The sequence below is a fragment of the Pseudomonas sp. DCA-1 genome (genome assembly GCF_046523955.1).
GTDB lineage: Bacteria > Pseudomonadota > Gammaproteobacteria > Pseudomonadales > Pseudomonadaceae > Aquipseudomonas > Aquipseudomonas putida_Y.
Map to the genome: position 1 here is coordinate 197,622 of NZ_CP169881.1, position 24,580 is coordinate 222,201.

A 24,580-nucleotide genomic window follows, 5' to 3' on the forward strand; every position below is an offset into this window, starting at 1 on the left:
ATCACTCCAGCTCAAGGCCAAGGTGCTGTGCAACCTGGTCGGTAACGTTCAGACCCGCAGGTGCGTTTAGGGCTACCGATGAGTTGATCACCAGCACCCCTGAATCTGTGTACCCCTTCAGTACATTCTGAAGGTCTGTCACAAATGCCAGGCCGTCGGCTTGCGCTTGCTCGGGGCTCAAACTGGCCTTATCGAGGGTTCGCTTCATTTGGGCATTGGCGAGCTTTGTGCCGTCAACCAACACTACCTGGGCTCCCGAATTGAGGTTCTGACCGGCGAAGTGATAAGACATGTAGCTGGTAAAGCCCGATACAGCGAGAGCCACGATCGTGCACGTCAGAAACGATACCCCTGCAGGTGCCTGCTTGGCTTTGCCACCCGGTGCTGGTTTCGTCCTTACCTTGTCGTCATCAGGGCGAATTTGGTCCCCTGGCTGTTGGTCTTGGCTATTCGCTGTATCAGTCATCGCGGCGTTCCCTAATAGCGGTGGAAAGTGGTAGCGCTCAATGCGCAGTTATTTTTGCAAGCATAACACGTAGCACTACGGCCAAAGTATCAGTTTCGAGCAATAAAAAAGCCCGGCGTATGGCCGGGCTGAGCAGTCCAGTGGTAATGGTGTAAGTGCTGACTGATTGCTTGCCTGACTACGCAGCAGAGCTCTGGCGGGCCATGAAATTGCTCACTGCATGGGGTTTGGGGAGCAATGGAACCAAAAACCAACGTAAGCCCTACCACCTGCGCTCGGTGCCTTCTTCCCAGGCATCCGCCTCGATGAAGCAGTTGCGCATGTCGGCTTCCTGGCTGATCTCGGTCAGCAGGTCGTGCACGGTCTTGTCCAGCTCGTCGTCGCTTCGATACGAAATGGCCAACTCGTAGTGGCCCGACTCCAGCCGTTTCATGCCGTAGGGTTCCAGGCAGTAGCGCTCGATGTTCTCCTTGGCCCGTTTCCGGCCGCGCACGAACTTGCTGTTATTCACCACCGCCAGGCGCAGGGTGACGGTGGCCACCCGCTCGACAGCGGGCGGCTCTGCCGGCGATGACGACGAGGCCGTGATCTGCTGATCGCGTGACCGGGCGCTCTTCTGGTATGCGCCGATCTCGACACCCCGGTGGCGCAGGTAGCTGTACAGTGTGCTCTTGGAGATGTGTAGCTTCTCGCCGATGGCGCTGACGCTCAGGCGACCCTCGCGGTACAGCGTTTGCGCCGCCATGGCGGTGGCCTCGGCCTTGGCGGGCAGACCCTTGGGACGGCCACCGATCCGGCCCCGCGACCGTGCGGCCGACAGGCCCGCCTGAGTCCGCTCGCGGATCAGCTCGCGCTCGAACTCGGCCAGCGAGGCGAACAGGTTGAACACCAGGCGGCCTTGGGCATGGGTGGTGTCGATGGGGTCATTCAGGCTCTGCAAGCCGACCTTACGCTCTGCCAGCTCGCCGACCAGCTCGACCAGGTGCTTGAGCGAGCGCCCGAGGCGATCCAGTTTCCAGATCACCACGGCATCACCCGGACGCACGTTGGCCAGCAGTTTGTCCAGTTCCGGACGGGCGCTTTTCGCGCCGCTGGCGATGTCTTGGTAGATGCGTTCGCACCCGGCCTGTTTCAGGGCATCGACTTGTAGGTCGGCTTTCTGATCCCGAGTGCTCACTCGCGCATAACCGATCTTCATCAAAAGTACCGTTTACTCGACTACGTTAGTAATAGTTGAACTTTGATAAAGCGTACCAGTTATTTGAACCGTAGCGTGGGGAGCTTAACGAACCGAGCCATTCCTCGATAGAGTTCGGCAAAACCTTGGTTTTCCCGAACTAACCAGACGCCACAAGGGTTTGCGGGCAGGCGCTGGGCTTAAGTGCACTTTCTGTTCCGTTGCTCCCCAAACCCCGATATCACCCAGGTCGACAAACTGCTGCACGGTAACGAGAACGTCGTCTGCGCCGATGCCGGCTACACCGGCGTCGAAAAGCGCCCCGAACATGCGGGCCGCGAAGTGATCTGGCAGGTCGCAGCACGCCGCAGCACCTACAAGAAGCTCGATAAACGCAGCGCCCTGTACAAAGCCAAGCGCAAGATCGAGAAGGCCAAGGCACAAGTGCGAGCGAAGGTCGAGCACCCGTTTCGAGTGATCAAGCGCCAGTTCGGTTACGTGAAGGTGCGCTTCCGTGGCCTGGCCAAGAACACCGCTCAGCTGGTGACGCTGTTCGCGCTGTCGAACCTATGGATGGCGCGCCGACATTTGCTGACTACCGCAGGAAAGGTGCACCTGTAATGCGGAAAATGGCTGCTGCGAGGTGCTCGCGGCGGCCAAAAACGGAGAACTGAGCGGGTTACCTGGTCGATTTTGATCGACGGCCCGCTTTCAAAAGCAGCAAGGGCTGAAGTCGACCGGAAATACAGGGTTACTTCAGACCTTCCCTTATTGAGATAGGACGGCCGTTTATTATTCAGCTGTGGTCACTGGCCGTTTCCTATCATTGCTGCCGAAAACTAACCGGAGCATGAGTAACTCATTACGATTCTGAAAGGTTGCCCGGCCTATGCCGGGCAACGCAACAACTCAGCTTTCGTCCAACCCCCATATCCAGTGGGCATCGATCAACAGCGACAGATGGGTGCGCAGCGTATCCGCGTGGGCCTGCAGGGCGCTGGTAGACGATGCGACGGCTTGCCGGCGAGCCAGCAACAACGACTGCAGATCCACCTCGCCCAGTTCGTAGGCACGCTGCATCTGTGCTTCGTTCTGGGTCATGGCAGCGGCGCCATCCTTCGCGATCAGGTAGCTCTCGTAAGCACCTGAAGCCAGTTCGACGTCACGGGCAATCCCGGCTTCCAGCTCGCGTTTGGCCAGGTCGACATCCTCGCGAGCCGCATTCTCCTGGGCCAGCGCCTGGCTGTAGCGAGCACTGCGCGACCCGCTGGGGATCGGCATGCTGAAGCTGACACCGTAGATGCGCTCACGGTTGCCCTGCTCGGAGGCGGTGAATACCCCCAACGTAGGATCCGGCACCCTGTCAGCCTTCGCCCGGGCCGATTGCCCCTGATTTCTCAGCAGAGAGGCTTCGACCCGACGCAGCACATCGCTTTCGGCCAGGATCCGCTCGCGCCAGGTGTCGTACTGACCGAGTTCGGCCGAAGGAATGGGCAGATCAACCACTTTGCGCTCGATGCCAGGGAAGCGCCGCGACAGTGTTGCCCAGCTCGCAGCGGCTTTTATCTTGGCTTCGTTGCCTTGTCGCAGTTGCTCGGCCACTTCCGCCTTGACCAGGCTTACATCCAGCTTAGAGGCGTCACCCGCACGGTTGCGTTTTTCCGCCGCCGCCAGGCTTTCCTTGGCTGAGGCCAGGCCTTTATTGGCGATGGTGAGCGCGTGCTCCGACACCAGCCAATCCAGCCACAGGGTCATCAGTTCCCGCGCGGCTTCATGACGGACTTCGCCATAGGTGGCATCTGCCAATCGCAGCGTTGCCGAACTGATGTCCTGGTCGGCACTGGCCTTGCCAGGCAGGCGCACCGTGCGCTCGATACCCACGTTCCATTCGTTGTAGTTGGGGCCAGCGTCGGTACGCCGTTGCTGGCCGATTGCCGTGGCCGTCCATTCATAAGGCGAACGCCGGATGATGCCAGCCTCCAGCATGGCGGCATCCATGCTGGAGCGTGCCGAGGCCACGCGGGGATCGGCGTTGAGCAGCGACACCACCAGCGGCTTGGGCAGAATGTTTGCCGGAGCGGCAGGTTGCGCCACGGCCGTGCCACACACACTGATCAGCAGAGCCAGGGGAACAAGGCGCTTCATCACACGAACTCCCCAAAGTTACTGACCTGGACCGTCCAATAGCGCAGCCCGGTATTTGGAAACTCCTCCTTGAGGGATTGCAGCACCTCCGTGAGTTGCTGCCGTTCCACCACGAGTTGGATCTGCACAGCCTTGGCCCGCCCCATGACACGCTCCATCGGATTGAGTGCCGCGGTGGACAGCCCGTGCGCCGCAACCGGTGTGCTGGTGAAGATCTGGTTCCCCGTCACGACCAGGAGGTGGTCGATGAGCTTCTCCTCCAAGCTTGGGGTGCAGAGCAGCGTCAACCAGGTATCAGGCATCTTTGGCCTCCTTTTTCGCGTGGGCGAATCGCAGATAGAGAATCGGGAGCAACATGAGGGTGAGCGCGGTGACGGTGATCAAACCGCCGATCACCACGATGGCCAACGGCCGCTGGATCTCGGAGCCGGGCCCGGTAGCGAACAACAGTGGGACCAGACCGAAGGCGGTGATCGAGGCGGTCATCAGTACCGGGCGTAACCGGCGACGGGCACCCTGGAGCACCACTTCCCGCAGTGGCAGGCCTTCGCCATGCAACTGGTTGAAGTAACTGACCAGCACGATGCCGTTGAGCACCGCGATACCCAACAAAGCGATGAACCCCACCGACGCTGGCACCGAGAGGTACTCGCCAGTGACCCACAGCGCGACGATGCCGCCCACCAGGGCGAAGGGGATGTTGCTGAGGATAAGCAACGCCTGGCGCACGGAGCCGAAGGTCGAGAACAGCAGGACGAAGATCAGACCAAGCGCCACGGGAACGACGATGGACAGCCGGGCAGCCGCACGCTGCTGGTTCTCGAACTGGCCGCCCCAGCTGATGCGATAGCCGTTGGGCAGTTCCACCTGCTGAGCCACCAGCGCCTTGGCCTCCTCGACGAAGCCGACCAGGTCACGACCGCTGACGTTGGCGATCACCACGCTGTAGCGGCTGCCCATTTCCCGGTCGATCTTCACCGGGCCATCGGCACGCTCCAGTCTCGCCACGCTGCTCAGCGGAATGGTCTGGCCATCCGGCGTGGTGATCCGCACCGCGTTGAAGTCCGCCGGCGACGTGCGCACCGACTCGTCCGAGCGAATGAGGATCGGCGTGCGCTGGTTGCCTTCGATCACCAGGCCGGCCTGCTGGCCTTCGATCTGCACGCGCAGTGCATCCTGGATGGCCTCGACGCTCAGGCCGAAACGGCCAGCCTGCAGCCGGTCGATCTCCACGCGCAGATACTGCACACCGTCGTTCTGCACGGTGTAGACGTCCTGGTTGCCCTGCACAGTCTTGAGCAGCGACTCGATCTTGCCGCCCAGTTGGCTCAGGGTGCCCAGGTCAGGGCCATAGATCTTCACGGCGAGGTCGCCGCGCACACCGATGATCATCTCGGAGACGCGCATCTCGATGGGCTGGGTAAAGCTGTAGCCGATACCCGGCATTGGATCGAGCACCTTGCGGACCTCGTCCATCAGCTCTTCCTTGGTGTCCATCCGCCATTCGCTCATGGGCTTGAGCAGCAGGTAGGTATCGGTCTGGTTCAGGCCCATGGGATCAAGACCGATCTCGTCGGAACCGGCCCGCGCCACGATGCCCCGGATCTCCGGGACCGCTGCCATCAGCGCGGTCTGGATCTTCTTGTCCAGCTCGGCCGTCTGTTCGAGGCTGACCGATGGCAGTTTCTCGATACCCACGATCAGGTCGCCTTCATCCATGGTCGGCATGAAGGTCTTGCCCACCTGGGTGTAGACCAGGCCAGCGACGACCAACATGGCGCCAGCGATGATCGCGATCAGTTTCTGCCGGCCAAGCCCCCACTCCAGCACCGGGCCATAGATGCCCAGCAGCTTGCGGGCAAGCCAGGGGTCTTCGTGCTTGACCTCGCGCAGCAGGTAGGAGGACAGCACGGGGATCACGGTCAGCGACAGCAGCAACGATCCCGCCAGAGCGAAGACGATGGTCAGCGCCACCGGGACGAAGAACTTGCCTTCGAGGTCCTGCAGGGTGAGCAGCGGCAGGAACACCGTGATGATGATCAGGATGCCGGACGTCACCGGTACCGCGACCTCGCGCACCGCCCGGTAGATGATGTGCAGACGCGGCAGCTTGCCACCGGAAGGATCGGTGGCCAGACGCTGGACGATGTTCTCGACCACCACCACCGCGGCATCCACCAACATGCCGATGGCAATGGCCAGCCCTCCCAGACTCATCAGGTTGGCGGACATGCCGACGAAGCGCATCAGGATGAAGGTGATCAACGCCGCCAGCGGAAGTACCAGGGCAACCGTCAGCGCTGCGCGAACGTTGCCGAGGAACAGGGCCAGCAACACGATGACCAACACGGTGGCCTCGATCAGCGCCTTGGACACAGCCCCTACCGCTTTATCGACCAGCGACGAGCGATCGTAGAAGCTGGTGATGGTGATGCCTTTCGGTAGTGTGGCCTCCAGTTCCTTGAGCTTCAGTTGCACACCGGCGACCACTTGGCGGGCGTTGGCGCCAGCCAGGCCGAGCACCAGGCCTTGCACAGCCTCGCCCTTGCCATCCTGGGTCACCACGCCGTAGCGGGTCAGGGTGCCAAGGCGAACCTCGGCCAGGTCGCCAACCCGCACCGGGCTGGAGCTGTTGGAATTGACCACAACGGCCCGCAGGTCATCCAGGGTGCGGATGCTGCCCTCGCTGCGTACCAGCAGGACTTCGTCACCTTCACCCAGTCGGCCGGCACCGTCGTTACGGTTGTTGGTGTTGACCGCGTTGGTCAGCTGCTCAAGGCTCACGCCGCTGGCAGCCATGCGGATGGGATCTGGCAGTACCTCGAAGGTCCTGACCTGGCCACCGAGGGAGTTCACATCCGCCACGCCAGGTACGGTACGCAGCGCCGGCCGGATCACCCAGTCGAGCAGGCTGCGACGTTCGACCAGAGACAAGGTTGTACCGTCCACCGTGAACATAAACATCTCGCCCAGCGGTGTGGTGATCGGCGCCATGCCGCCACTGATGCCGTCCGGCAGGCTGTCGCTCAGGTTGCCGAGACGCTCGGAAACCTGTTGCCGCGCCCAGTAGATGTCAGTGCCATCCTGAAAATCGATGGTGACATCGACCAGGCCGTACTTGGTGACCGAGCGCAGGATCTTGGTCTTGGGAATACCGAGCATTTCCACTTCGATCGGCACGGCAATCCGGCTTTCAACTTCTTCCGGGGTCATCCCCGGTGCCTTCATGATCACCTTGACCTGGGTGCTGGCCACATCAGGGAAGGCATCGATGGGCAGCCCACGGTAGGCATACCAGCCCGCGCCGGTCAGCAACAGCGTCGCCAGCACCATGAACAGGCGCTGGGACAAAGAGAATTGGATAAGACGGCTCAGCATCACTCACCGTCCTCTTCAAGCCAGGCGCCTTTCAGCGCAATCACGCCGGCGACGGCAACCTGGTCCTGTTCGCTGATGTTGCCCTGGACACGGACCAGTTGCCCCGCGCTGACTTCGACCTTGACCGGGCGGGCTTCAAAACCGTCGGGCGTGCGGACGAACACCACGGAGTCGGTCTTGTTGCGAGCGACGGCAGACAGAGGGATGTCCCAGGATTTGCCAGCGGCCTGAACCGGGATCTCCACGGTGACGAGCTCGCCGGGACGCAGGGCGCCGTTGGCATTTTCGATTTCGGCGCGCAGCACCACGAACTGGCTGGTAGCCGAGAGGGTCGGGCTCAGGTTGATGACACGCCCATTAATGCCCTTGTCGACCACCGTTACGCCCGCGCCCGGCTGAATGCCAATACTGGCCGCGGCCGGAATCTGCACGTCCAGCCACAGCGCATCGACCTGGGTGATGTTCAGCAGCGACGTGGCACCGTCGACCCGCTGGCCGGGCCGGACCGAGATGTTGCTGACAATGCCGTCCTGAACGGCGCTGAGGGTGATCCTGTCGGAAGGAATCCCGGAGCGGATGACCTGCTCGATCATGGCCGGGGTCATTCCCGCCAGGGCCAGTTCGGCCTTGGTCTGCACCAGAGTCGCTTCCGCTTCCTTCAGCGTTGCCTGGGCTTCCTGCGCCCGACGCTGCGGAATGATGCCCTCATCGAACAGCTTCTGTTCCCGGGTGTAGGCCTGCCGGGCCAGCGTGGCGCGGGCAGATGCCTGCAACAGCTGGAGCTGGAGCTGGCTCATCGCCGGACTGGACAGGCGCACGACCGGCTCGCCTTTGCGAACGGCCTGGTACTCGCCCACCAGCAGTTGCACCACCACACCTTCAAGTGGGGAACTGACGATCTGCTCCGCTTTCGGAGGCACGACAACCTGGCCGGGATATCGCGTGCTGACCGTCTGTTTCATGCTTTGCACAGCAGACGTCTTGATACCCAGCGCTTGAATCTGTTCATTGGCGACAGAGAACTTCTCAGCACTCATGGCAGGCCCTGAAATAATAAAAGCGATGGCGAAAGAGAGCCCCTTTACACTGCGCAGATAATGTTCGTTATTCATCGAAAGTTCCCCGTGAAGCGCCATGACATGGGCATGCTTTAGACCTGTCTTTGAGGATTTTTAAATCGCAAGGCGAGCGCGGTCGCAGGACACACATGAGTAACCCACTCGTCTGCTGCACCCTTTGCATGGAAGGAGATTGTCGTAGACTCCTCTACAGGTTCGATTCTAGAGGGGGGTGACTATCAGGAACGTTACCGCTGAATTACAAATTTGAAGGATTCCACCTCAATGTCATCAACTTTGGAAATTATCCATAAATATCATATAATTAGCGCTAAAATCAGTGCATGGGAGAAGCCCTTTTGACTACCTATACCGCATCGCTTGACACCGCCAGCCAAGCCCTGGTTTGAAAATTGTACAAAAAATAACCAGTCCGCTCGATTGTCCCGCCTTCATCGCCGCCCACCGCCAGAATCCTCAAGACTTTACCCGCCGACGCCAGCTCACCTTCAAGAACCTCGTCCTGTTCCTGCTCAATCAGCCGCGCACGGCCCTGCAAACCGAACTCGATCAGTTCTATCGCGTACTCAATCAGGCGTCGACTGAGACGCAAATGGTCACTGCGCAGGCCTTCTGCAAAGCGCGCAAAAAGCTCAACCCCGAGGTATTTGAAAGTCTCAATCACCTCCTGCAGCAACAAATTGACTGCTTCGGGCTGCGTCAGAAGTGGCGTGGGCTGAGGGTGCTCGCGGTGGATGGCTCGACCGTGCATTTACCCCTGGAGTCGACCATGGCGACCTTCTTTGGCAGTCACTCTGGCTTTCCCATGGCTCGCTTGTCCACACTCTACGAAGTCGCTGACGGTCAAACCCTGCATAGCCTGATCGTGCCCCTGACCGTCGGCGAGCGCGACTGTGCCCATCTGCACCTTGAGCACCTGCCGGCTGACAGCCTGACGCTGTTTGACCGTGGTTACCCTGGGCACTGGTTATTCGCGCTGTTCGCGCAGCAACAGCGGCACTTTCTGATGCGCCTGCCCTGTGGCTATAACGCCCAGGTCAAAGCGTTTCTATACTCTGGCCAAGTTGAAGACACACAGCTTTTCGTGGCCAACCATCCTGAAGCACGTCTGTTCTGCTCCGAGGCTGGCGTTGATCCTGCCAGCCAGATCGAGCTGAGACTGATCCGGGTCGAGTTGGCCAACGGCGAAAGCGAGGTATTGCTGACCTCGTTGCTGGATCGAGAAGCCTTTCCCGCTGAGGTGTTTGCCGAGCTTTACCACCGCCGCTGGGGCATCGAAACCGACTTCCGTCGCCTCAAACAAACCCTGACGCTGGACAACTTCAGCGGCCGCAGCGTGACTGCTGTAAAGCAGGACTTTCATGCCGCTCAACTGTTGAAGAACCTGGCGCTGTTGATGCAGCACCTGCTACAGCCGGTCATCGAACAGCGCCACAAAGGTCGCAAGCTGCGATGGAAAGTCAACTTCACCCAAGGCGTGTCACGGCTCAAAAATACCCTGGTCGAGCTGCTGGTGCGGCACTGTGCTCAGGGGCTGAGCAATGTGCTGGCCTTGATGGCTAAAAGCCTCAGTGCCGTACGCTCAGGCCGTAGCTTTGCGCGCCAACGCAAACGCGCAGCCAGCCGAGGTTGTGAGGGCTACAAACCGACGCGCTGAAGAAACACCACCGCCCAACCTCCGTGCAAAAAAAAGCTGGCCACAAGCGGTCGGCATAGGCTCGTCCGGAGAACGAGAAATCTCGCCTAGACAGCCGGAACAGACGATGATCACATCACCGCCAGCCCAGTTAGACCGCCTGATTGAGCGGCAGAGGCCTGGTCATCGCCCGACGGCCATGGCGGCTGGCTGCTTCGGGGGGCTTGCCTTGGGCAGGGCTGCAGCTTAGGTTGATGACATTGGATTCCACCTCCCTCCTGATTTTCGTTTTAAGATTGATTCATCGATGATCACCATGCTGGTTCGGTGCATGAGGCAATGACACTTCAAGAAATAAATGAATATTTTTTTATTTGACACCCGAATACTTTTTTAATTTGAGATAAACAAATAATGCGTGTTCTAGTAGTGGAAGACGAAGCCAAAACTGCCGAATATCTTCAGCAAGGGCTTACCGAAAGTGGCTATATCGTTGACCGGGCAAGTAATGGTGTCGATGCGCTGCACCTGTTCCAGCACAACACCTACGGCCTGGTCATCCTGGATGTGAACCTGCCCAAGGTGGACGGCTGGGACGTGCTCGACACGATCCGCAAGACCAGTCGGGTTCGCATCATCATGCTGACCGGTCGTGGCCGCCTGCACGACAAGCTGAAGGGCCTGGACGGCGGCGCCGACGACTATCTAGTGAAGCCGTTCGAGTTTCCGGAACTGCTTGCCCGCATCCGCTCGCTGCAGCGGCGTGGCGACAAGGTGGTGGACCACCCGACCTTGCGGGTCGCAGACCTTGAGCTGGATCCGGGTCGCCACCGCGCGTTCCGGGGTGACCTGCGCGTCGAGCTGACTACCAAGGAATTCGCCCTGTTGCGCCTGCTCATGAGCCACCCAGGGGAAGCCCTGACCCGCTCGCAGATCATTTCCCTGGTCTGGGACATGAACTTCGACTGCGATACCAACGTGATCGACGTGGCGATCCGGCGCCTGCGCGCCAAGATCGACGATCCGTTCGAGAACAAACTTATCCACACCCTGCGCGGTGTGGGCTATGTGATCGAGGAGCGTTCATGAAGCGCTTCAGCCTGGCCGCCAGGTTGGGACTCAAAGTCGGCTTGATGAGCGTGATACTGCTGGTGCTGCTCTCTATCGTGGGCTACCTGATGCTCGGCCAGGCGCTGGAGCGCACGGCGCAAAGCAGCCTGATCACCAAGATGGGTGGCATGGCCCATAACCTATCGACCGTCGCGGATCTGTCCGAGGTCACCGCAGACTCCCACCAGTTGGTCGACCTTGCGATGGGCCACAACAACCTGTTCGTCAGCATTTTCGATACGGCAAACAGCCGAATCCCCCTGCTGACCATCGGCTCGAAAAAGATAACCACCGAACTCACCAGCTTTCCTGCCAACGATCAAGTGGAGTTCTACGAGTGGAACAACGAACTGGGCATGCCCATGCTCAGCGTTTCCCAGCTCATGCGTCTGGCTGACGGTACCCAGGTCGGTGTGTACATGACCGTGGATGAATCCTCCGATGCCGAATTGCTCCGGGCGATGCTGAGCTGGGCCCTGATGGCGTCACCCTTCATCCTGGCGCTGATCATGGTCGTGGCCTGGTGGACGGTACGCCGGGGCTTGCTGCCGCTTACGCGCTTTCTGAAAGTCGCGTCGAAGATCTCCACCGACAACATGCAGCATCGGCTGCCTACCGACCGCTTGCCGATCGAACTGCTGGAGCTCGCGGACGGCATCAACTTTATGCTGCACCGCCTGGACGGTGGCGTGCAGCAGCTATCGCAGTTCTCGGACGACCTGTCCCACGAGTTGCGTGCTCCGCTCACTAACCTGATGGGCAAAGCACAGGTGGCCCTGTCACGACCACGCAGCTCGGAGGAGTACCGTGAGGTGCTGGAATCCTGCGCCGAGGAGCTGGATCGCATGAAAAGCATGGTGGCCGACATGCTTTTCCTGGCACATGTCAGCCAGCCTGCAGCCTTGGTGCAATTCGAGACGGTGGCACTGGTCGACGAGGTGCAGAGGGTCAGTGACTTGTTCAGCCTGAGTGCCGAAGAGAGCGGCGTTCGGCTCGATGTGTCAGGCAGTGTCGATGTGATCCAAGGCAATCGCCTGATGATTCAACGGGCAGTGTCCAATTTGCTCTCCAACGCCATTCGCTACTGCCCACAAGGGCAGGCTGTAGTGGTGAAGGTTCACCGTGAGCAGGAGCACATCAGGCTCAGCGTAGGCAATCCAGGCCAAGGTATTCCGGAAGAGCACCTGCCTCATCTGTTCGAACGCTTCTATCGGGTCGACAAAGGGCGTGCGCGCAGCGAGGGAGGCACAGGCCTCGGGCTTGCCATCGTGCGATCGATCATGAGCCTGCACCAAGGCGTGGCGAAGGTAGAAATAACGGGCTCGGGCTTTACCTGGTTCCACCTGAGTTTTCCGGTGAACCGTCTCTGAGCCCAAGGCGTCTTTCAACATTGTAATTCGCGCCTCACGTTGTCGTCAGAGACGCTTCTTTAAGCTTCAGGGGTATCGAAAATCTCACGATCCATTGAGATCCAAACCCCTGGAGTTTCTGAAAATGCGACTGACCCAAGCGCTTCTCATCGGTGTACTGGCTGTTGGTGTGACGACACCGGTATTTGCCGAAGATGGCTACGACCGCTCGATCGAATTCAACAAGAAATTCCGCGAGGACCAGAAACGCCTCTGGGGTGAAAAAGACACCGCAGACAAAGCCAAACCGGCAGAGACCAAAGAAAAGGAAAACGCTAAAAGCCCATCCTAGGCTCATGGATGTGCTGTTTCTCTACTTCCTCCTTCCCCCTCGATCTTGAGGCAGGCGCTTGACCGCCTGCCCCGGATCACCCTCAAGCGGCATCCTCCTCAACGCATCGACAGCTGGACAGCCAGCCCCGCCAGTGCACTCATCACCAGCACCTGGATCACACCGCGCTTGAAGTAGAACAGGGCAGTAGCGGCGGCCGCGGCGATAAGTGCGGAGGCCCACTCGAATCCTCCCCCAAAGCCGTTGGGCCAGAGCACGTGGTAACCGAAGAACAACGCCAGATTCAGGATCACACCTACCACGGCGGCGGTGATCCCGGTCAGCGGCGCTGTGAACTTCAGTTCGTTGTGCGTCGACTCCACCAGCGGACCGCCGGCAAGGATGAACAGGAACGAGGGCAGGAAGGTGAACCAGGTGACCAGCACAGCCGCCACCGCGCCCGCCAGGAACGGATGGTCGGTGCCGAACATCGGGTGGATGTAGCTGCCAATGAAGCCGACGAAAGTCACCACCATGATCAACGGCCCCGGCGTTGTTTCCCCCAAGGCCAGGCCGTCGATCATCTGCGTGGGCGACAGCCAGCCGTAGTGACCGACCGCACCTTGGTAGACATAGGGCAACACCGCGTAGGCACCGCCGAAGGTGAGCAACGCAGCCTTGGTGAAGAACCACCCCATCTGGGTCAGAGTGCCTTGCCAGCCGAAGATGACGGTCAGCAACCCCATGGGGAGCATCCATAGCGCCGCACCGATCAGGATCAGCTTGAGCAGATAGCTCCAGCGGAAACGGGCATGCGCGGGTGGCGGTGTATCGTCATCGATCAGCGCAGGCCCGTAACTGGCCTTCCCGGAGCCATGCTTGCCAGCGGTCACGAACTTGTCCGGCAGCACTTTTCCGCCGATGTAGCCCAGCACGGCAGCGGCCAGAACGATCAGCGGGAACGGGACGTTCAGGGCAAAAATGGCGACGAAGGATGCTGCGGCGATCGCCCATAGCCAGCCATTCTTCAATGCCCGGGAACCGATGCGGTGCGCCGCATGAACGACGATCGCGGTGACCGCCGGCTTGATGCCATAGAAGATCCCGGCAACCACCGGAACGTTGCCGAACTCGATATAGACCCACGACAGCCCGATCAGGATGAACAGCGACGGCAGCACGAACAGCCCGCCAGCAATCACCCCGCCCCAGGTCCGGTGCATCAACCAACCGATGTAGGTCGCGAGCTGCTGGGCCTCGGGCCCGGGCAGCAACATGCAGTAGTTCAGGGCATGCAGAAAGCGCTTCTCGCTGATCCAGCGGCGACGCTCCACCAACTCCTGGTGGAGGATGGAGATCTGTCCTGCCGGCCCGCCAAAGCTGATGAAGCCGATCTTCAGCCAGAACAGCAACGCTTCGAACAAGCCCACCGGGGTCGCTGGCTTGAGGGGGGCTTCGCCCGTGGCCAGCGTCGTCGTTTCAGCCATGACCGTTTTCCTCGTTGGCAAAGGCCGCCAGCAGCCCGTCGAAGATGCCGTTTGCCGCTGCCATCAGTTGGTTGTCATCGGTAATGCTCTCGCGCAGGCCCGCCAGGACACGCTCGATGCCGGACGCTTCCGCAGGCTGGCTGCCACCGACATCGAGGTAGTGAACCAGCGCGGCGATGCGTGAAAGGCCTGGAGCCTGCAGCACGAAGCTGTCGATCAGGGTTTCGAAGGTGACGCGGTGCCCGACATGGCTGAACGCGGCGCCATCGAAGTCAAAGCCCAGTGCATCGGCGGGGCAGTCGCTCGGGGATTCCAGCCAGAGGATTTCCGCGCCGCTGTCGATGAAGCGCTGGATGAGCCAGGCACAGGCCAGCCGGTCGACCCAGGGACGTCGACGGGTTGCCCAGCGACGCCCCTGGTAATGACTGTGGTCCAGCAGCGTGACGGGATGATCCTGAATGTGCGGTTCATCAGGTGAGAGGGCACGGCTGATTGCCGTCTCCAGCGCTTCCAGCGCGGTCTCCGTCTGCTGCTTCGCAACGCCGGGGAAGAAGTCGATCAGGGCCAACTGGGCGAAGCTCTTGCGCAGTTTTCTGACCTGGCGAGCGACCTGCAGGGCGTTCTCGGGAAGCAGTCCCTCCCTGCACGCGGCGACTTCGTCGCGCAGCTTGCTGTACTCCTCACTCCGGTCGAACAGGCCGGCGAAGCGAGTTTCTTCGTCCGGGAATGCCAGCAGAAACGCAGTGCCGCCGCTGACCGTCACATCGCGCTCCACGGACTCGAACGCCTCGCGGCCCGCGTCCTGCTCAGGCAACAGGTACACACCGTCGCGCAGCACGGCAGCGCCGCAAGCCTTCAACGCCCGCCAGGCACGCATACGTTCGGTCGCGTTGGCCGTGGGGAGTGCCAACACAAGAAGAAGCCAATTTTTCATGTAGAGAATCAAACATAAAATGTATGAATCTCTACTTTAGCTCTGTTCTCAGGAAAATGCACTGCCGGGATGAGGGTTCGATTCACTCACGTTGACCGTATCCCCCCAGGGGGGATACGCTAGAAACATGAATCACCCGCACTACCCGGAGGTAGCGCATGCTATCCGTTCTAAAAAATCGTACTTATCGACACCTCTTTCTGGCCCAGGTGATCGCCCTGGTGGGCACTGGTCTGGCGACGGTTGCCCTCGGGCTTCTGGCATTCGACCTGGCCGGCGCCCAGGCGGGAGCTGTATTGGGTACCGCGCTCGCCATCAAGATGGCGGCTTACATCGGCGTTGCACCGGTTGCCGCCGCGTTCGCCGAGCATCTGCCGCGCAAGGCGATGCTGGTCACCCTCGATCTGGTCAGGGCAGCGGTCGCGCTGATGCTGCCCTTCGTCACCGAGATCTGGCAGGTGTACGTGCTGATTTTCGTGCTGCAGTCGGCCTCTGCGGCGTTTACGCCAACCTTCCAGGCCACCATCCCTGACATCCTGCCGGATGAGCGCGAGTACACCCGGGCGCTTTCCCTTTCGCGCCTGGCCTATGACCTGGAAAGCGTGATCAGTCCGATGCTGGCCGCGCTGTTGCTTACGGTGGTCAGCTTCCACAGCCTGTTCGCGGGCACGGTGGTGGGCTTCCTGGTGTCCGCCGCGATGGTCGGTACCGTGGTGCTGCCCCTGGCGGCACGAGGACCCAAACGCAGCATCTATGAACGCACCACCAAGGGCATGCGGATTTTCCTGCGCACCCCGCGGCTGCGTGGCCTTCTTGCACTGAACCTGACGATCGCAGCCGCCAGCGCCATGGTCATCGTCAACACCGTGGTACTGGTGCAATCCAAGTTCGCGCTGCCCCAGAGCTCTACCGCCATGGCCTTGATGGCCTTCGGCGGTGGCTCGATGGTGGTCGCCCTGATGCTGCCCAAGCTGCTGGAACGACTGGACGATCGCAAGGCGATGCTGGCCGGCGGTGCCGTGCTGGTAGCCGGTTTGATCCTGGGTACCTTCGTCTCCAGTTACCCGGCGCTGATCCTGTTGTGGCTGGTGTTGGGTGCCGGCTACTCCCTGGCACAGACACCGTCCGGACGCATTCTGCGGCGCTCGTCCTCAGCCCAGGATCGACCTGCGCTGTTCGCCGCCCAGTTCGCCCTTTCACACGCCTGCTGGCTGATCACCTACCCGCTCGCGGGATGGTTGGGGGCAAGCGTCAGCCTGACGGCTTCGTTCATCGGACTGAGTCTGGTTGCCGCCGTAGCCTGGCTGGTGAGCAAGCGGATCTGGCGCCCGGAGTATGAGGAAGACGTGGTAGCGCACAATCACGATGACCTGCCGGAAGACCACCCGCACGTGGCCAACGGCAATGCGCATGCGCACTCGTTCGTCATCGATGACGATCACCGGAAATGGCCAAAGCCATAAAGCCCGCGTTGCACGGGTTCTATCGATGATCTTCGCGTAATCCAGAAAGAAACAGGGCCGCTTTAGCGGCCCTGTTTGCATCACTCGTGCGAGTGGCCGTGACCCGCATCGCCAGACTTCGATTCGGTATCAGTACCACCGCAGGCAGCCAACAGGCCGAGGAAGCTCAGCACAACGAGCGATTTGAGGATTTTGGTAGTCATCTTCAGCTATTCCAATTGAGATCAAAAAGTCGGGGCGAACAACAGGTTCGCCCCGGCGGGATTACTTCTTCACGTTCAGGTAGTCGCCAGTCGTGTTCAGCACGATGGTGACATCGGCGTTGGTGCGGTTACGCCAGAACCAGCCATGGGTGCCATCGAACAGCGCGGTCAGGTCGCCCTTGTCGCCTTTCACCTGACGCCCTTTGCTGTAGCTGTGGAAATCGCCTTGGGCGGCGTTGTAGATCTCACCGTGGGTGTCGTGGTTGACCGGGCCGGATGCGGTCCATTCATAGCTCACAGTGCTGCCCTTGAGCATTTCCAGCTTGATCTCCCGACCTTCGCCTGGCGTCAGGGTTACGGTGACCTGATCGGACTTGGCGTTGGCAGCAGGTTTGCTGGATACGGGAGCCGCGGGCTGAGGGGCTGCTGCCACTTGCTGTACGGGTGGCGCTACCGGTGCAGGTGCCGGTGCAGCAGCAACGACAGGAGCTGGGGCCGGAGCAGCTGCCGCTTTCGACGCAGCCTCGTCAGCCAAAGCCTCGGCAGCGAGGGTGATCTTGATCTCGCCCATTTGCGTCAGGCCCATGGCGCGGCCCAGGCCGGTCGGGTCGACCGCGTATTCCGAAGGCATCACCACGGTGACCAGCAGGCCCATGGCGACAGCCAGGGCAATGACGGTGGAACGAACGAGTTGGCGGCTGCTCGGCAATTCGCTTGCCGATGGGAGTGGAGAATTGAACATGATCAGGAGTCCTTAAGCGGTCAGAAACAGGCCGGAGATCTGGTAACCCATCAACAGGAAACCAGCACTCATCATTGCGACGTTGGCGGTATAGGCATGACGCCAGAAGCTTGGGGTCTGCCTCCAGAAGCCCATCAGGATCAGAATGGCGCTCAACGCCATCAGCTGACCGATCTCCACCCCTACGTTGAAGGCGATCAGGTTGGGGATCAGCCCATCGGGAGAGATCTCGTATTCCTGGATCTTGGTTGCCAGGCCGAAGCCGTGCAGCAGGCCGAAAATCAGCGTGGCGGCCTTGGTGTTCGGCTGATAGCCGAACCAGCGCTGGAAGGCGCCCAGGTTATCCAGGGCCTTGTACACCACCGAGAAACCGATGATTGCGTCGATGACGTACGAGCTGATGCTGACTTCCGTCAGCACGCCGATCAGCAGCGTCACCGAATGGCCGACCGCAAACAGCGTGACGTACAGGCCGACATCCTTCAGCCGGTAGAGGAAGAAGATGACGCCGAACAGGAACAGCAGATGGTCGTATCCCGTGACCATGTGCTTGGCGCCCATGTAGATGAAGGGGATCAGCATGACCCCGGTGCTTTCCTGGATGAAGCCCTTGTCACCCTCGGCCACGGCATGGGCCAGAGCTTCTGGCATGCCGATGAACAGCGAGGCGACGAGCAGGAACAGCAGATACAACAGGTGGCGTGAACGCATGGCGAACAGGCCCCCACCCTTTAGGGAGTGCGAATGCATGGATCAATCCTTTCTTGCAGTGATTGTTGGCCGCAGAGCGGCCTTGGTCAGGAAGCAAGCACAGGACGGGGTGGGCGTTCGATACGGAAGATGGGGGGCCAAGGCACGGAATCGCCCAGCATGGCCAGGTGTACCGAGGCTTCGAAATGACTGGAGAAGTGGATTGCAGCTGGTATCTGAGGCGTTTCGTGCTGGTGATCGGGCGTCAGGGGGGAGTGGTAGTGATCAGAGCACTGCGCACAACTCAGGGACGAGTCGTGGGAGTGATCATGAGTCAGGCTCTGGGCGCTCTTTGCCGTGATTTGCGAGAGGACGGAAAGTGAATAGGCATGACCGGTCCAGGCCAGCAGAAAGGCCATTGCCAAAGCCACGATCATGGTCGCTGAAAGAAAACGACGAGACATCCCAATGCTTATCCGGTTGAAACACGGTGTGAAATAGCGCGTTTGACCCAACCCCCCCAGGGGGATAGCATGCAGAGCGTAAAGTATCGCCGTCTGAGACTCAAGTCATGTCAGAACACGTTCACGACCAACCGCATGGTCACGCTCATACCCACCAGACTCACGACGCCATCATCAAACGCCTCAAGCGAGCGGACGGCCACCTGCGCAGCATCATCACCATGATCGATGAAGGACGTGAATGCGTGGACATCGCCCAGCAGCTCCATGCTGTTGAAAAGGCCGTGTGCCAGGCGAAGCGGACACTGATCCAGGACCACATCGACCATTGCCTGGAAGACTCGGTGACAGCCCTGAGCAAGGGCGACCGTTCGGCACTGGACGAATTCAAGCAAATCACCAAATACCTGTAGGCACGGTGCTCGGTTGTTGAATGTTTGAGTACGGCGGTTACCTCGGCCTGTTTCTGGCTGCATTCGGCGCGGCAACCCTGCTGCCCATGCAATCGGAGGCAGTGCTGGGCGGACTGCTGATATCCGAGCGTTTTTCCACAGCCATCCTGCTGGTGGTGGCCACCACAGGCAACGTACTCGGATCGGTTGTGAACTGGCTGCTGGGACGAGGTATCGAGGCTTATCGCGAAAAGCGCTGGTTTCCGGTAAAGCAAGCGGCCTTCGAAAAAGCCAAAGCCTCCTATGAACGTTACGGGTACTGGTCGCTGCTGCTCAGTTGGGTACCCATCATTGGAGACCCGCTAACCGTGATCGCCGGCGTGATGAAAGAGCCGCTCTGGCGGTTCGTCCTGATCGTCACGCTCGCCAAGGGCGGACGGTATCTGGTCCTTGCGATTCTCATCCTGGAGAACCTGAGTTGAGCGCGTACGAATCACCACCTTCGCGGGTTGAACGACACAACGGACAGGACCTCATCAAGTGGATCGCCCTGCTCACGATGGTGCTCGACCACATGCGTCTGGCATGGCCATCACTGGATAACCTGTTCATTCTGGGACGCCTCTCGTTCCCGCTGTTTTGCCTGGCGATCGCCGTGAATGTCTGTCGAACGGAAGTTGGCGCGTTGTTCACTCGCAGCAATGGCCGCTACCTAAGGAAGGTCTGAAGTAACCCTGTATTTCCGGTCGACTTCAGCCCTTGCTGCTTTTGAAAGCGGGCCGTCGATCAAAATCGACCAGGTAACCCGCTCAGTTCTCCGTTTTTGGCCGCCGCGAGCACCTCGCAGCAGCCATTTTCCGCATTAGGGGGCATGCCGAGATAAGGCAAAAATTAGGACATTCGTTCTGTAACCTGCTGTATCTAAAGGATTAACTTTGAGAGGCGCTGCTCAGTAGTGGCGGCTAAATATTGATCAATTATCTATGCCGAGATAATTGCAGATAATTCCCGCCGTCCGTACCCAGCGCGAGTTCATAAGATTGGAGAAATGCCGAGTTAGAGGGCCTGCGAACAGCTTTGGTCGAGGCTTTGCGCTTCGACGCATAACGGCTGCTTAGTACTGGGGGCTCTCCCAGAAGCGACAAAGGCGGCCTCAACGAGACCGCCTCAAACCAAGTTTCATCACCGGTACACGCACCCGGGAGAGGAAGCTCTTGGGCAGGTTTCAATAATAACACCGATCAAAGCGTCACTGCCAAAGCCCTCTCGCACTGCCGAGTAGCCTTCAGATAGTGTTCATTCGCTCTCTCTCGAAGCTACGGTGCGGATGGTTCGAGACCATCATGCGCAAACTCGGGGCCAAGATGACATTATCAAATGGCCAATTATCCTGGAGGCAGTTATGGAAAGGCTCCGCGAAAAACTGGATTTGCCGAGAGGCCACTACTATCTGCACGTCGCCGTACTGGCGGGCCTGCCGGTGTCGTTGATCTCCGATTTGGCAAGCGAGTTGGAGCGATCGCCAGCGCAGATCGCGCAGTGGATCACTGCGTCCCCCGGCAGTGCCGTGATGTCTATACAGGCTGGTGAGGTGTTCTGTCGTCTTATCGAGATCCTCGATGCGCTATTGGAGCTGTACGATGGGGATCTAGGAGGTGCGCTCCACTGGCTAACGGCACCGAATGTCGTGCTGTCCAATGAGAGGCCGGTCGAGGGGGTTTGGGGAGCAACGGAACAGAAAGTGCACTTAAGCCCAGCGCCTGCCCGCAAACCCTTGTGGCGTCTGGTTAGTTCGGGAAAACCATCGTTTTGTCGAACCATTGCATCGCCCTTTGTGATTGGCGTATAAACACACAAACACCTATTAGCGGAGAACGCTATGAATACCATTCGCTGGAATGTCGCCGTCTCGGCCGACACCGACCAGTCGCTTCGGATGTTTCTGGCCAGCCAGGGCGGCGGCCGTAAGGGCGACCTGTCGCGCTTCATCGAAGAAGCGGTACGGGCACACATCCTGGAGCTGAGCGCTGAGCAGGCCAAGGCCGCTAACGCCCATCTGAGTGAGGCAGAATTGACCAACGCGGTTGACGAAGCGCTCGACTGGGCACGTAAGCGCTGATGCGGGTCGTGTTGGATACCAACATCCTGTTCAGCGCCCTGATCTCGCCACATGGCGCGCCCGATGCGATCTACCGTGCCTGGCGGGCGGCGCGTTTCGAGGTGGTGACCTCGCGGATGCAACTCGATGAAATTCGTCGAGCCAGCCGCTATCCCAAGCTTCAGGCCATCCTACAGCCCGCCAAGGTGGGCGCCATGATCAATAACCTGCAACGGGCTGTGGTACTGGAGCGCCTGACCATCGAGGTCGAAGCCGATGATCCGGATGACTCGTTTTTGCTGGCCATGGCCTTGGCGGGCGATGCGGACTACCTGGTAACCGGTGATCGCCGCGCCGGCCTGCTGCAACGCGGGCACATCGAACGCACGCGGATCGTCACGCCCGCCGTGTTCTGCGTCGAGGTGCTGTGATCAATGCCGGTCGGTTTTCTGACTCAAGAGCAACGCGACGGTTTTGGCCGCTATGTTGATTCGCCCAGCCGTGAAGAGCTGGAACGTTACTTCCACCTGAGCGATGAAGACCGTGAAGCCATCCAGGTGCTGCGGGGTAGCCATAACCGTCTGGGTTATGCCGTTCTGCTGACCACCGTCCGCTTCGTTGGCGTTCTGCCGGACAAGCCCGCCGCCGTGCCGGTGGAAGTCCTGCAGGTGCTTTGCCGACAACTGGCGATTCCAGACCCCGACTGCCTCCAGCGCTATAGCGATCATCGCCGCTGGATACATGCCACCGATATTCAGAACCGCTTTGGCTATCGTCATTTCACCGATCCGGGCATCGGCTTTCGCTTGAGCCGCTGGCTGTATGCCCTCTGCTGGACGGGCACCGACCGGCCGGGAGTGCTGTTTGAGCGAGCCACCTCGTGGCTGTTCACACAGAAAGTCCTCCTGCCTGGTGTGTCTCAACTAGAGCGCTTTATCGCCCAGTTGCGCAGTCGGGTCGAAGAACGCCTCTGGTTTACGCTGGGCCGCAGCGTGACTGAGGAACAGCGATTGCAACTGCAAGACTTGCTGACGGTGGCCGAAGGCAACCGCAGCTCCCGGCTGGATCAATTGCGCTCCGGCCCGGTCATGGTCAGTGGCCCCGCGTTGATTCGGGCACTGCGCCGGCTCGATGACGTGCGCGGCATCGGCATCACCTTGCCGGCGGCGGCGCACATCCCTCCCAGCCGTATCGCCGCCCTGGCCCGCTTCGCCAACACGGCCAAGGTCACCGCGATTAATCGGCTGCCGGCGTCGCGGCGGATGGCGACACTGGTGGCCTTCGCACTCTGCCTGGAGGCGACTGCGCACGACGACGCACTGGAAGTCCTGGAGGCCTTGCTGCGCGACCTGTTCAGCAACGCGGAGAAGGCCGACAAGAAAGCCCGCATGCGCAGCCTGAAAGACCTGGATCGGTCGGCCGCGACGCTCGCCGCCGCGTGCAAGGTCGTGCTGGACAGCTCGATCAGCGATGACAACGTGCGCGCCCGGCTGTTCAACGACCTGCCGAGGACCACCCTGGAAAAGGCCCTGGAAGAGGTCAACGCGCTGATCCGCCCGGTAGATGACGTCTATTTTCTTGCATTGGAAGCGCGCTACCGCAGCGTGCGCCGCTTCCTGCCCGACCTGCTCAAGCACATCCGCTTCGGCTTCAGCCCGGCCGGCAAGGGCGTGGCGGCTAGTCTGGAGTGGCTGCAACTGAACCTGCCGCGCCGGAAGCCAGAGGATGACGCGCCGCAGGAGATCGTGGCCAAGGCTTGGCAGAAGCACATCACCCGCGAAGATGGCTCCCTCGACATGGGTGCCTATGTGTTCTGCACGCTCGATGCGCTGCGCACGGCCCTGCGCCGCCGCGATGTCTTCGTCTCGCCCAGTTGGCGCTATGCCGACCCGCGCCTTGGCCTGCTCGACGGTGCCGAATGGCTGGCGGCGCGACCGATCATCTGCCGGTCACTGGGCCTGACCATCGACGCCAAAACCACCCTGGACGCCTTGTCCGTCGAGCTGGATGCAACCTGGCTGGCAGTAGCCGCGCGCCTGCCCGACAACCCGGCGATTCAACTGAGCGAGAACACCGAGGGCAAGACCGAACTGTCGCTCGGGGCGCTGGACAAGCTGGACGAGCCCTGCTCGTTGCTGCAACTGCGGGCGGCCGTGTCTGACCTGATGCCGCGTGTCGATCTGCCGGAAATCCTCTTGGAAATCGCCGCCCGCACTGGCTTTTCCGAGGCCTTCACCCATGTCTCCGAACGCAATGCACGCGCCGACAACCTGGTCACCAGCCTCTGCGCGGTGCTGTTGGGCGGGGCCTGCAACACCGGCCTGGAGCCCTTGATCCGCACCGACAACCCGGCGCTGCGCCGTGACCGGCTGTCCTGGGTCAGCCAGAATTATATCCGCGACGACACCCTGTCAGCGGCTAACGCCATCCTGGTCGGAGCGCAAAGCCAACTGGAACTGGCCCAAGTCTGGGGTGGCGGCGAGGTCGCCTCCGCCGATGGCATGCGCTTCGTCGTACCGGTGCGCACCGTGCATGCCGGCCCCAATCCGAAGTATTTCGGCACCGGCCGGGGTGTCACCTGGTACAACCTGATTTCCGACCAATTCTCCGGCCTCAACGCCATCACCGTGCCCGGCACGCTGCGCGACAGCCTGGTGTTGCTGGCGGTCGTGCTGGAACAGCAGACCGAGTTGCAGCCGACGCAAATCATGACCGACACCGGGGCCTACAGCGATGTGGTGTTCGGGCTCTTCCGCCTACTTGGCTACCACTTCAGTCCGCGGCTGGCCGATGTCGGCGGTACCCGCTTCTGGCGCACGCGCCCGGACGCGGACTACGGCAAGCTCAACGGGCTGGCCCGCCAGTCGGTCAAACTCGACCTGATCGCCGAGCACTGGGACGACCTGCTGCGCCTGGCCGGCTCGCTCAAACTCGGCCGGGTGCCGGCGACTGGCATCATGCGCACGCTGCAAACGGGAGATAGACCCACCCGGCTGGCCCAGGCGCTGGCCGAATTCGGGCGGATCGAAAAGACTCTGCACACGTTGACCTATATCGACGACGAGTCCAAGCGCCGCGCCACCCTGACCCAGTTGAACCGAGGCGAAGGCCGGCACAGCCTGGCCCGCGCCGTGTTCCACGGCAAACGCGGCGAGCTCCGCCAGCGCTACCGCGAAGGCCAGGAAGACCAGCTCGGTGCTCTGGGCCTGGTGGTGAACATCATCGTGCTGTGGAACACCCTCTACATGACGGCGGCCGTGGAACGGCTCAAGCAGCACGGCTATCCAGTGCTGGAAGAGGATTTGGCCCGGCTATCGCCGCTGATCTACGAGCACATCAACATGCTCGGGCGGTATTCCTTTGCGGTACCGGAAGAAGTTGCGCGCGGCGAGCTGCGGCCACTGCGTAATCCAGACGACGACCTGTGATCCCCCTA

General features: G+C 60.6%; 22 protein-coding genes and 2 pseudogenes. 13 read left to right on the top strand and 11 right to left on the bottom strand.

All coding sequences use genetic code 11. The features are described 5' to 3' along the window. Nucleotide 1: 1 nt before the first annotated feature. Nucleotides 2-466 (bottom strand): hypothetical protein, encoded by a 465-nt coding sequence (locus ACE4QZ_RS00935; RefSeq protein ID WP_225786285.1) that lies wholly within the window; start codon nucleotides 464-466, stop codon nucleotides 2-4. 262 nt (nucleotides 467-728) lie between these two features. Then, entirely contained in the window at nucleotides 729-1,664 is a 936-nt protein-coding gene (locus ACE4QZ_RS00940) for a recombinase family protein (RefSeq protein WP_003089068.1), read from the bottom strand. A 216-nt stretch (nucleotides 1,665-1,880) separates the two neighbouring features. Between ACE4QZ_RS00940 and ACE4QZ_RS00945 the strand changes: the two are divergent. Next, a pseudogene (locus tag ACE4QZ_RS00945) lies at nucleotides 1,881-2,264 on the top strand (transposase); the annotation flags it as partial. Nucleotides 2,265-2,552: 288 nt separating this feature from the next. On the opposite strand, the gene ACE4QZ_RS00950 reads toward ACE4QZ_RS00945, so the two are convergent. From ACE4QZ_RS00950 to ACE4QZ_RS00965, 4 genes are read right to left on the bottom strand one after another with little or no spacing between them, the layout of a single operon-like run. Continuing rightward, nucleotides 2,553-3,788: a TolC family protein gene (locus ACE4QZ_RS00950; RefSeq protein WP_003089075.1), complete on the bottom strand. Its 1,236-nt coding sequence runs from the start codon at nucleotides 3,786-3,788 to the stop codon at nucleotides 2,553-2,555. Continuing rightward, nucleotides 3,788-4,090, bottom strand: coding sequence for a DUF3240 family protein (locus tag ACE4QZ_RS00955; protein ID WP_003288512.1), 303 nt, complete (start codon nucleotides 4,088-4,090; stop codon nucleotides 3,788-3,790). Before ACE4QZ_RS00955 ends, ACE4QZ_RS00950 begins: the two co-directional genes overlap by 1 nt. Further along, a complete protein-coding gene (locus tag ACE4QZ_RS00960) occupies nucleotides 4,083-7,166 on the bottom strand; it encodes an efflux RND transporter permease subunit (protein ID WP_003089077.1) in 3,084 nt (1,027 codons plus the stop codon). The genes ACE4QZ_RS00955 and ACE4QZ_RS00960 overlap by 8 nt, the downstream gene beginning before the upstream one ends. Next, complete coding sequence (locus ACE4QZ_RS00965; RefSeq protein WP_003089078.1) at nucleotides 7,166-8,278, bottom strand: efflux RND transporter periplasmic adaptor subunit; 1,113 nt, start codon at nucleotides 8,276-8,278, stop codon at nucleotides 7,166-7,168. The genes ACE4QZ_RS00960 and ACE4QZ_RS00965 overlap by 1 nt, the downstream gene beginning before the upstream one ends. A gap of 352 nt (nucleotides 8,279-8,630) precedes the next feature. Here ACE4QZ_RS00965 and ACE4QZ_RS00970 point away from each other — a divergent pair, with 352 nt between their 5' ends. The 4 genes from ACE4QZ_RS00970 to ACE4QZ_RS00985 all read left to right on the top strand — a co-directional run bounded on the left by ACE4QZ_RS00970 (nucleotide 8,631) and on the right by ACE4QZ_RS00985 (nucleotide 12,692). Further along, entirely contained in the window at nucleotides 8,631-9,902 is a 1,272-nt protein-coding gene (locus ACE4QZ_RS00970; protein ID WP_023082049.1) for an IS4-like element ISPa1635 family transposase, read from the top strand. A 393-nt stretch (nucleotides 9,903-10,295) separates the two neighbouring features. Further along, entirely contained in the window at nucleotides 10,296-10,970 is a 675-nt protein-coding gene (locus ACE4QZ_RS00975) for a heavy metal response regulator transcription factor (protein WP_003288515.1), read from the top strand. Further along, a complete protein-coding gene (locus ACE4QZ_RS00980) occupies nucleotides 10,967-12,361 on the top strand; it encodes a heavy metal sensor histidine kinase (protein WP_003089080.1) in 1,395 nt (464 codons plus the stop codon). The genes ACE4QZ_RS00975 and ACE4QZ_RS00980 overlap by 4 nt, the downstream gene beginning before the upstream one ends. A 124-nt stretch (nucleotides 12,362-12,485) precedes the next feature. After that, a complete protein-coding gene (locus ACE4QZ_RS00985; protein ID WP_003089081.1) occupies nucleotides 12,486-12,692 on the top strand; it encodes a hypothetical protein in 207 nt (68 codons plus the stop codon). Between the two features lie 98 nt (nucleotides 12,693-12,790). Here ACE4QZ_RS00985 and chrA read toward each other — a convergent pair whose 3' ends face one another. Both chrA and ACE4QZ_RS00995 read right to left on the bottom strand, forming a co-directional pair. After that, on the bottom strand, nucleotides 12,791-14,158 hold the full coding sequence (gene chrA, locus ACE4QZ_RS00990) for a chromate efflux transporter (protein ID WP_410480291.1): 1,368 nt from the start codon (nucleotides 14,156-14,158) through the stop codon (nucleotides 12,791-12,793). Continuing rightward, nucleotides 14,151-15,092, bottom strand: coding sequence for a chromate resistance protein ChrB domain-containing protein (locus tag ACE4QZ_RS00995; protein ID WP_023095846.1), 942 nt, complete (start codon nucleotides 15,090-15,092; stop codon nucleotides 14,151-14,153). The genes chrA and ACE4QZ_RS00995 overlap by 8 nt, the downstream gene beginning before the upstream one ends. A 158-nt stretch (nucleotides 15,093-15,250) precedes the next feature. Between ACE4QZ_RS00995 and ACE4QZ_RS01000 the strand changes: the two genes are divergently transcribed. Beyond that, complete coding sequence (locus tag ACE4QZ_RS01000; protein ID WP_003089087.1) at nucleotides 15,251-16,555, top strand: MFS transporter; 1,305 nt, start codon at nucleotides 15,251-15,253, stop codon at nucleotides 16,553-16,555. Between the two features lie 80 nt (nucleotides 16,556-16,635). On the opposite strand, the gene ACE4QZ_RS01005 is transcribed toward ACE4QZ_RS01000, so the two are convergent. From ACE4QZ_RS01005 to ACE4QZ_RS01015, 3 genes are all read right to left on the bottom strand, one after another. After that, nucleotides 16,636-16,758 (bottom strand): hypothetical protein, encoded by a 123-nt coding sequence (locus ACE4QZ_RS01005; protein WP_016713062.1) that lies wholly within the window; start codon nucleotides 16,756-16,758, stop codon nucleotides 16,636-16,638. Nucleotides 16,759-16,819: 61 nt separating this feature from the next. After that, entirely contained in the window at nucleotides 16,820-17,500 is a 681-nt protein-coding gene (locus tag ACE4QZ_RS01010) for a hypothetical protein (protein ID WP_003089089.1), read from the bottom strand. A 12-nt stretch (nucleotides 17,501-17,512) separates the two neighbouring features. Next, nucleotides 17,513-18,250: a HupE/UreJ family protein gene (locus ACE4QZ_RS01015; protein WP_003089091.1), complete on the bottom strand. Its 738-nt coding sequence runs from the start codon at nucleotides 18,248-18,250 to the stop codon at nucleotides 17,513-17,515. Between the two features lie 511 nt (nucleotides 18,251-18,761). Between ACE4QZ_RS01015 and ACE4QZ_RS01020 the strand changes: the two genes are divergently transcribed. The 7 genes and pseudogenes from ACE4QZ_RS01020 (at nucleotide 18,762) to ACE4QZ_RS01050 (ending at nucleotide 24,572) form a co-directional block, all read left to right on the top strand. After that, nucleotides 18,762-19,067, top strand: coding sequence for a metal-sensing transcriptional repressor (locus ACE4QZ_RS01020; protein ID WP_003089094.1), 306 nt, complete (start codon nucleotides 18,762-18,764; stop codon nucleotides 19,065-19,067). 20 nt (nucleotides 19,068-19,087) lie between these two features. Further along, nucleotides 19,088-19,528, top strand: coding sequence for a YqaA family protein (locus ACE4QZ_RS01025; protein ID WP_003089095.1), 441 nt, complete (start codon nucleotides 19,088-19,090; stop codon nucleotides 19,526-19,528). Between the two features lie 77 nt (nucleotides 19,529-19,605). After that, nucleotides 19,606-19,761: pseudogene (locus ACE4QZ_RS01030) on the top strand (TraX family protein); the annotation flags it as partial. A 687-nt stretch (nucleotides 19,762-20,448) separates the two neighbouring features. Continuing rightward, nucleotides 20,449-20,895 (top strand): hypothetical protein, encoded by a 447-nt coding sequence (locus tag ACE4QZ_RS01035; RefSeq protein WP_003288519.1) that lies wholly within the window; start codon nucleotides 20,449-20,451, stop codon nucleotides 20,893-20,895. A 30-nt stretch (nucleotides 20,896-20,925) separates the two neighbouring features. Then, nucleotides 20,926-21,165, top strand: a complete 240-nt coding sequence (locus tag ACE4QZ_RS01040; protein WP_003089107.1) for a ribbon-helix-helix domain-containing protein — start codon at nucleotides 20,926-20,928, stop codon at nucleotides 21,163-21,165. After that, nucleotides 21,165-21,575, top strand: a complete 411-nt coding sequence (locus tag ACE4QZ_RS01045; RefSeq protein WP_003150546.1) for a putative toxin-antitoxin system toxin component, PIN family — start codon at nucleotides 21,165-21,167, stop codon at nucleotides 21,573-21,575. Before ACE4QZ_RS01040 ends, ACE4QZ_RS01045 begins: the two co-directional genes overlap by 1 nt. A 3-nt stretch (nucleotides 21,576-21,578) precedes the next feature. Next, complete coding sequence (locus ACE4QZ_RS01050) at nucleotides 21,579-24,572, top strand: Tn3 family transposase (RefSeq protein WP_003089110.1); 2,994 nt, start codon at nucleotides 21,579-21,581, stop codon at nucleotides 24,570-24,572. The last annotated feature ends 8 nt before the right edge of the window (nucleotides 24,573-24,580 follow it).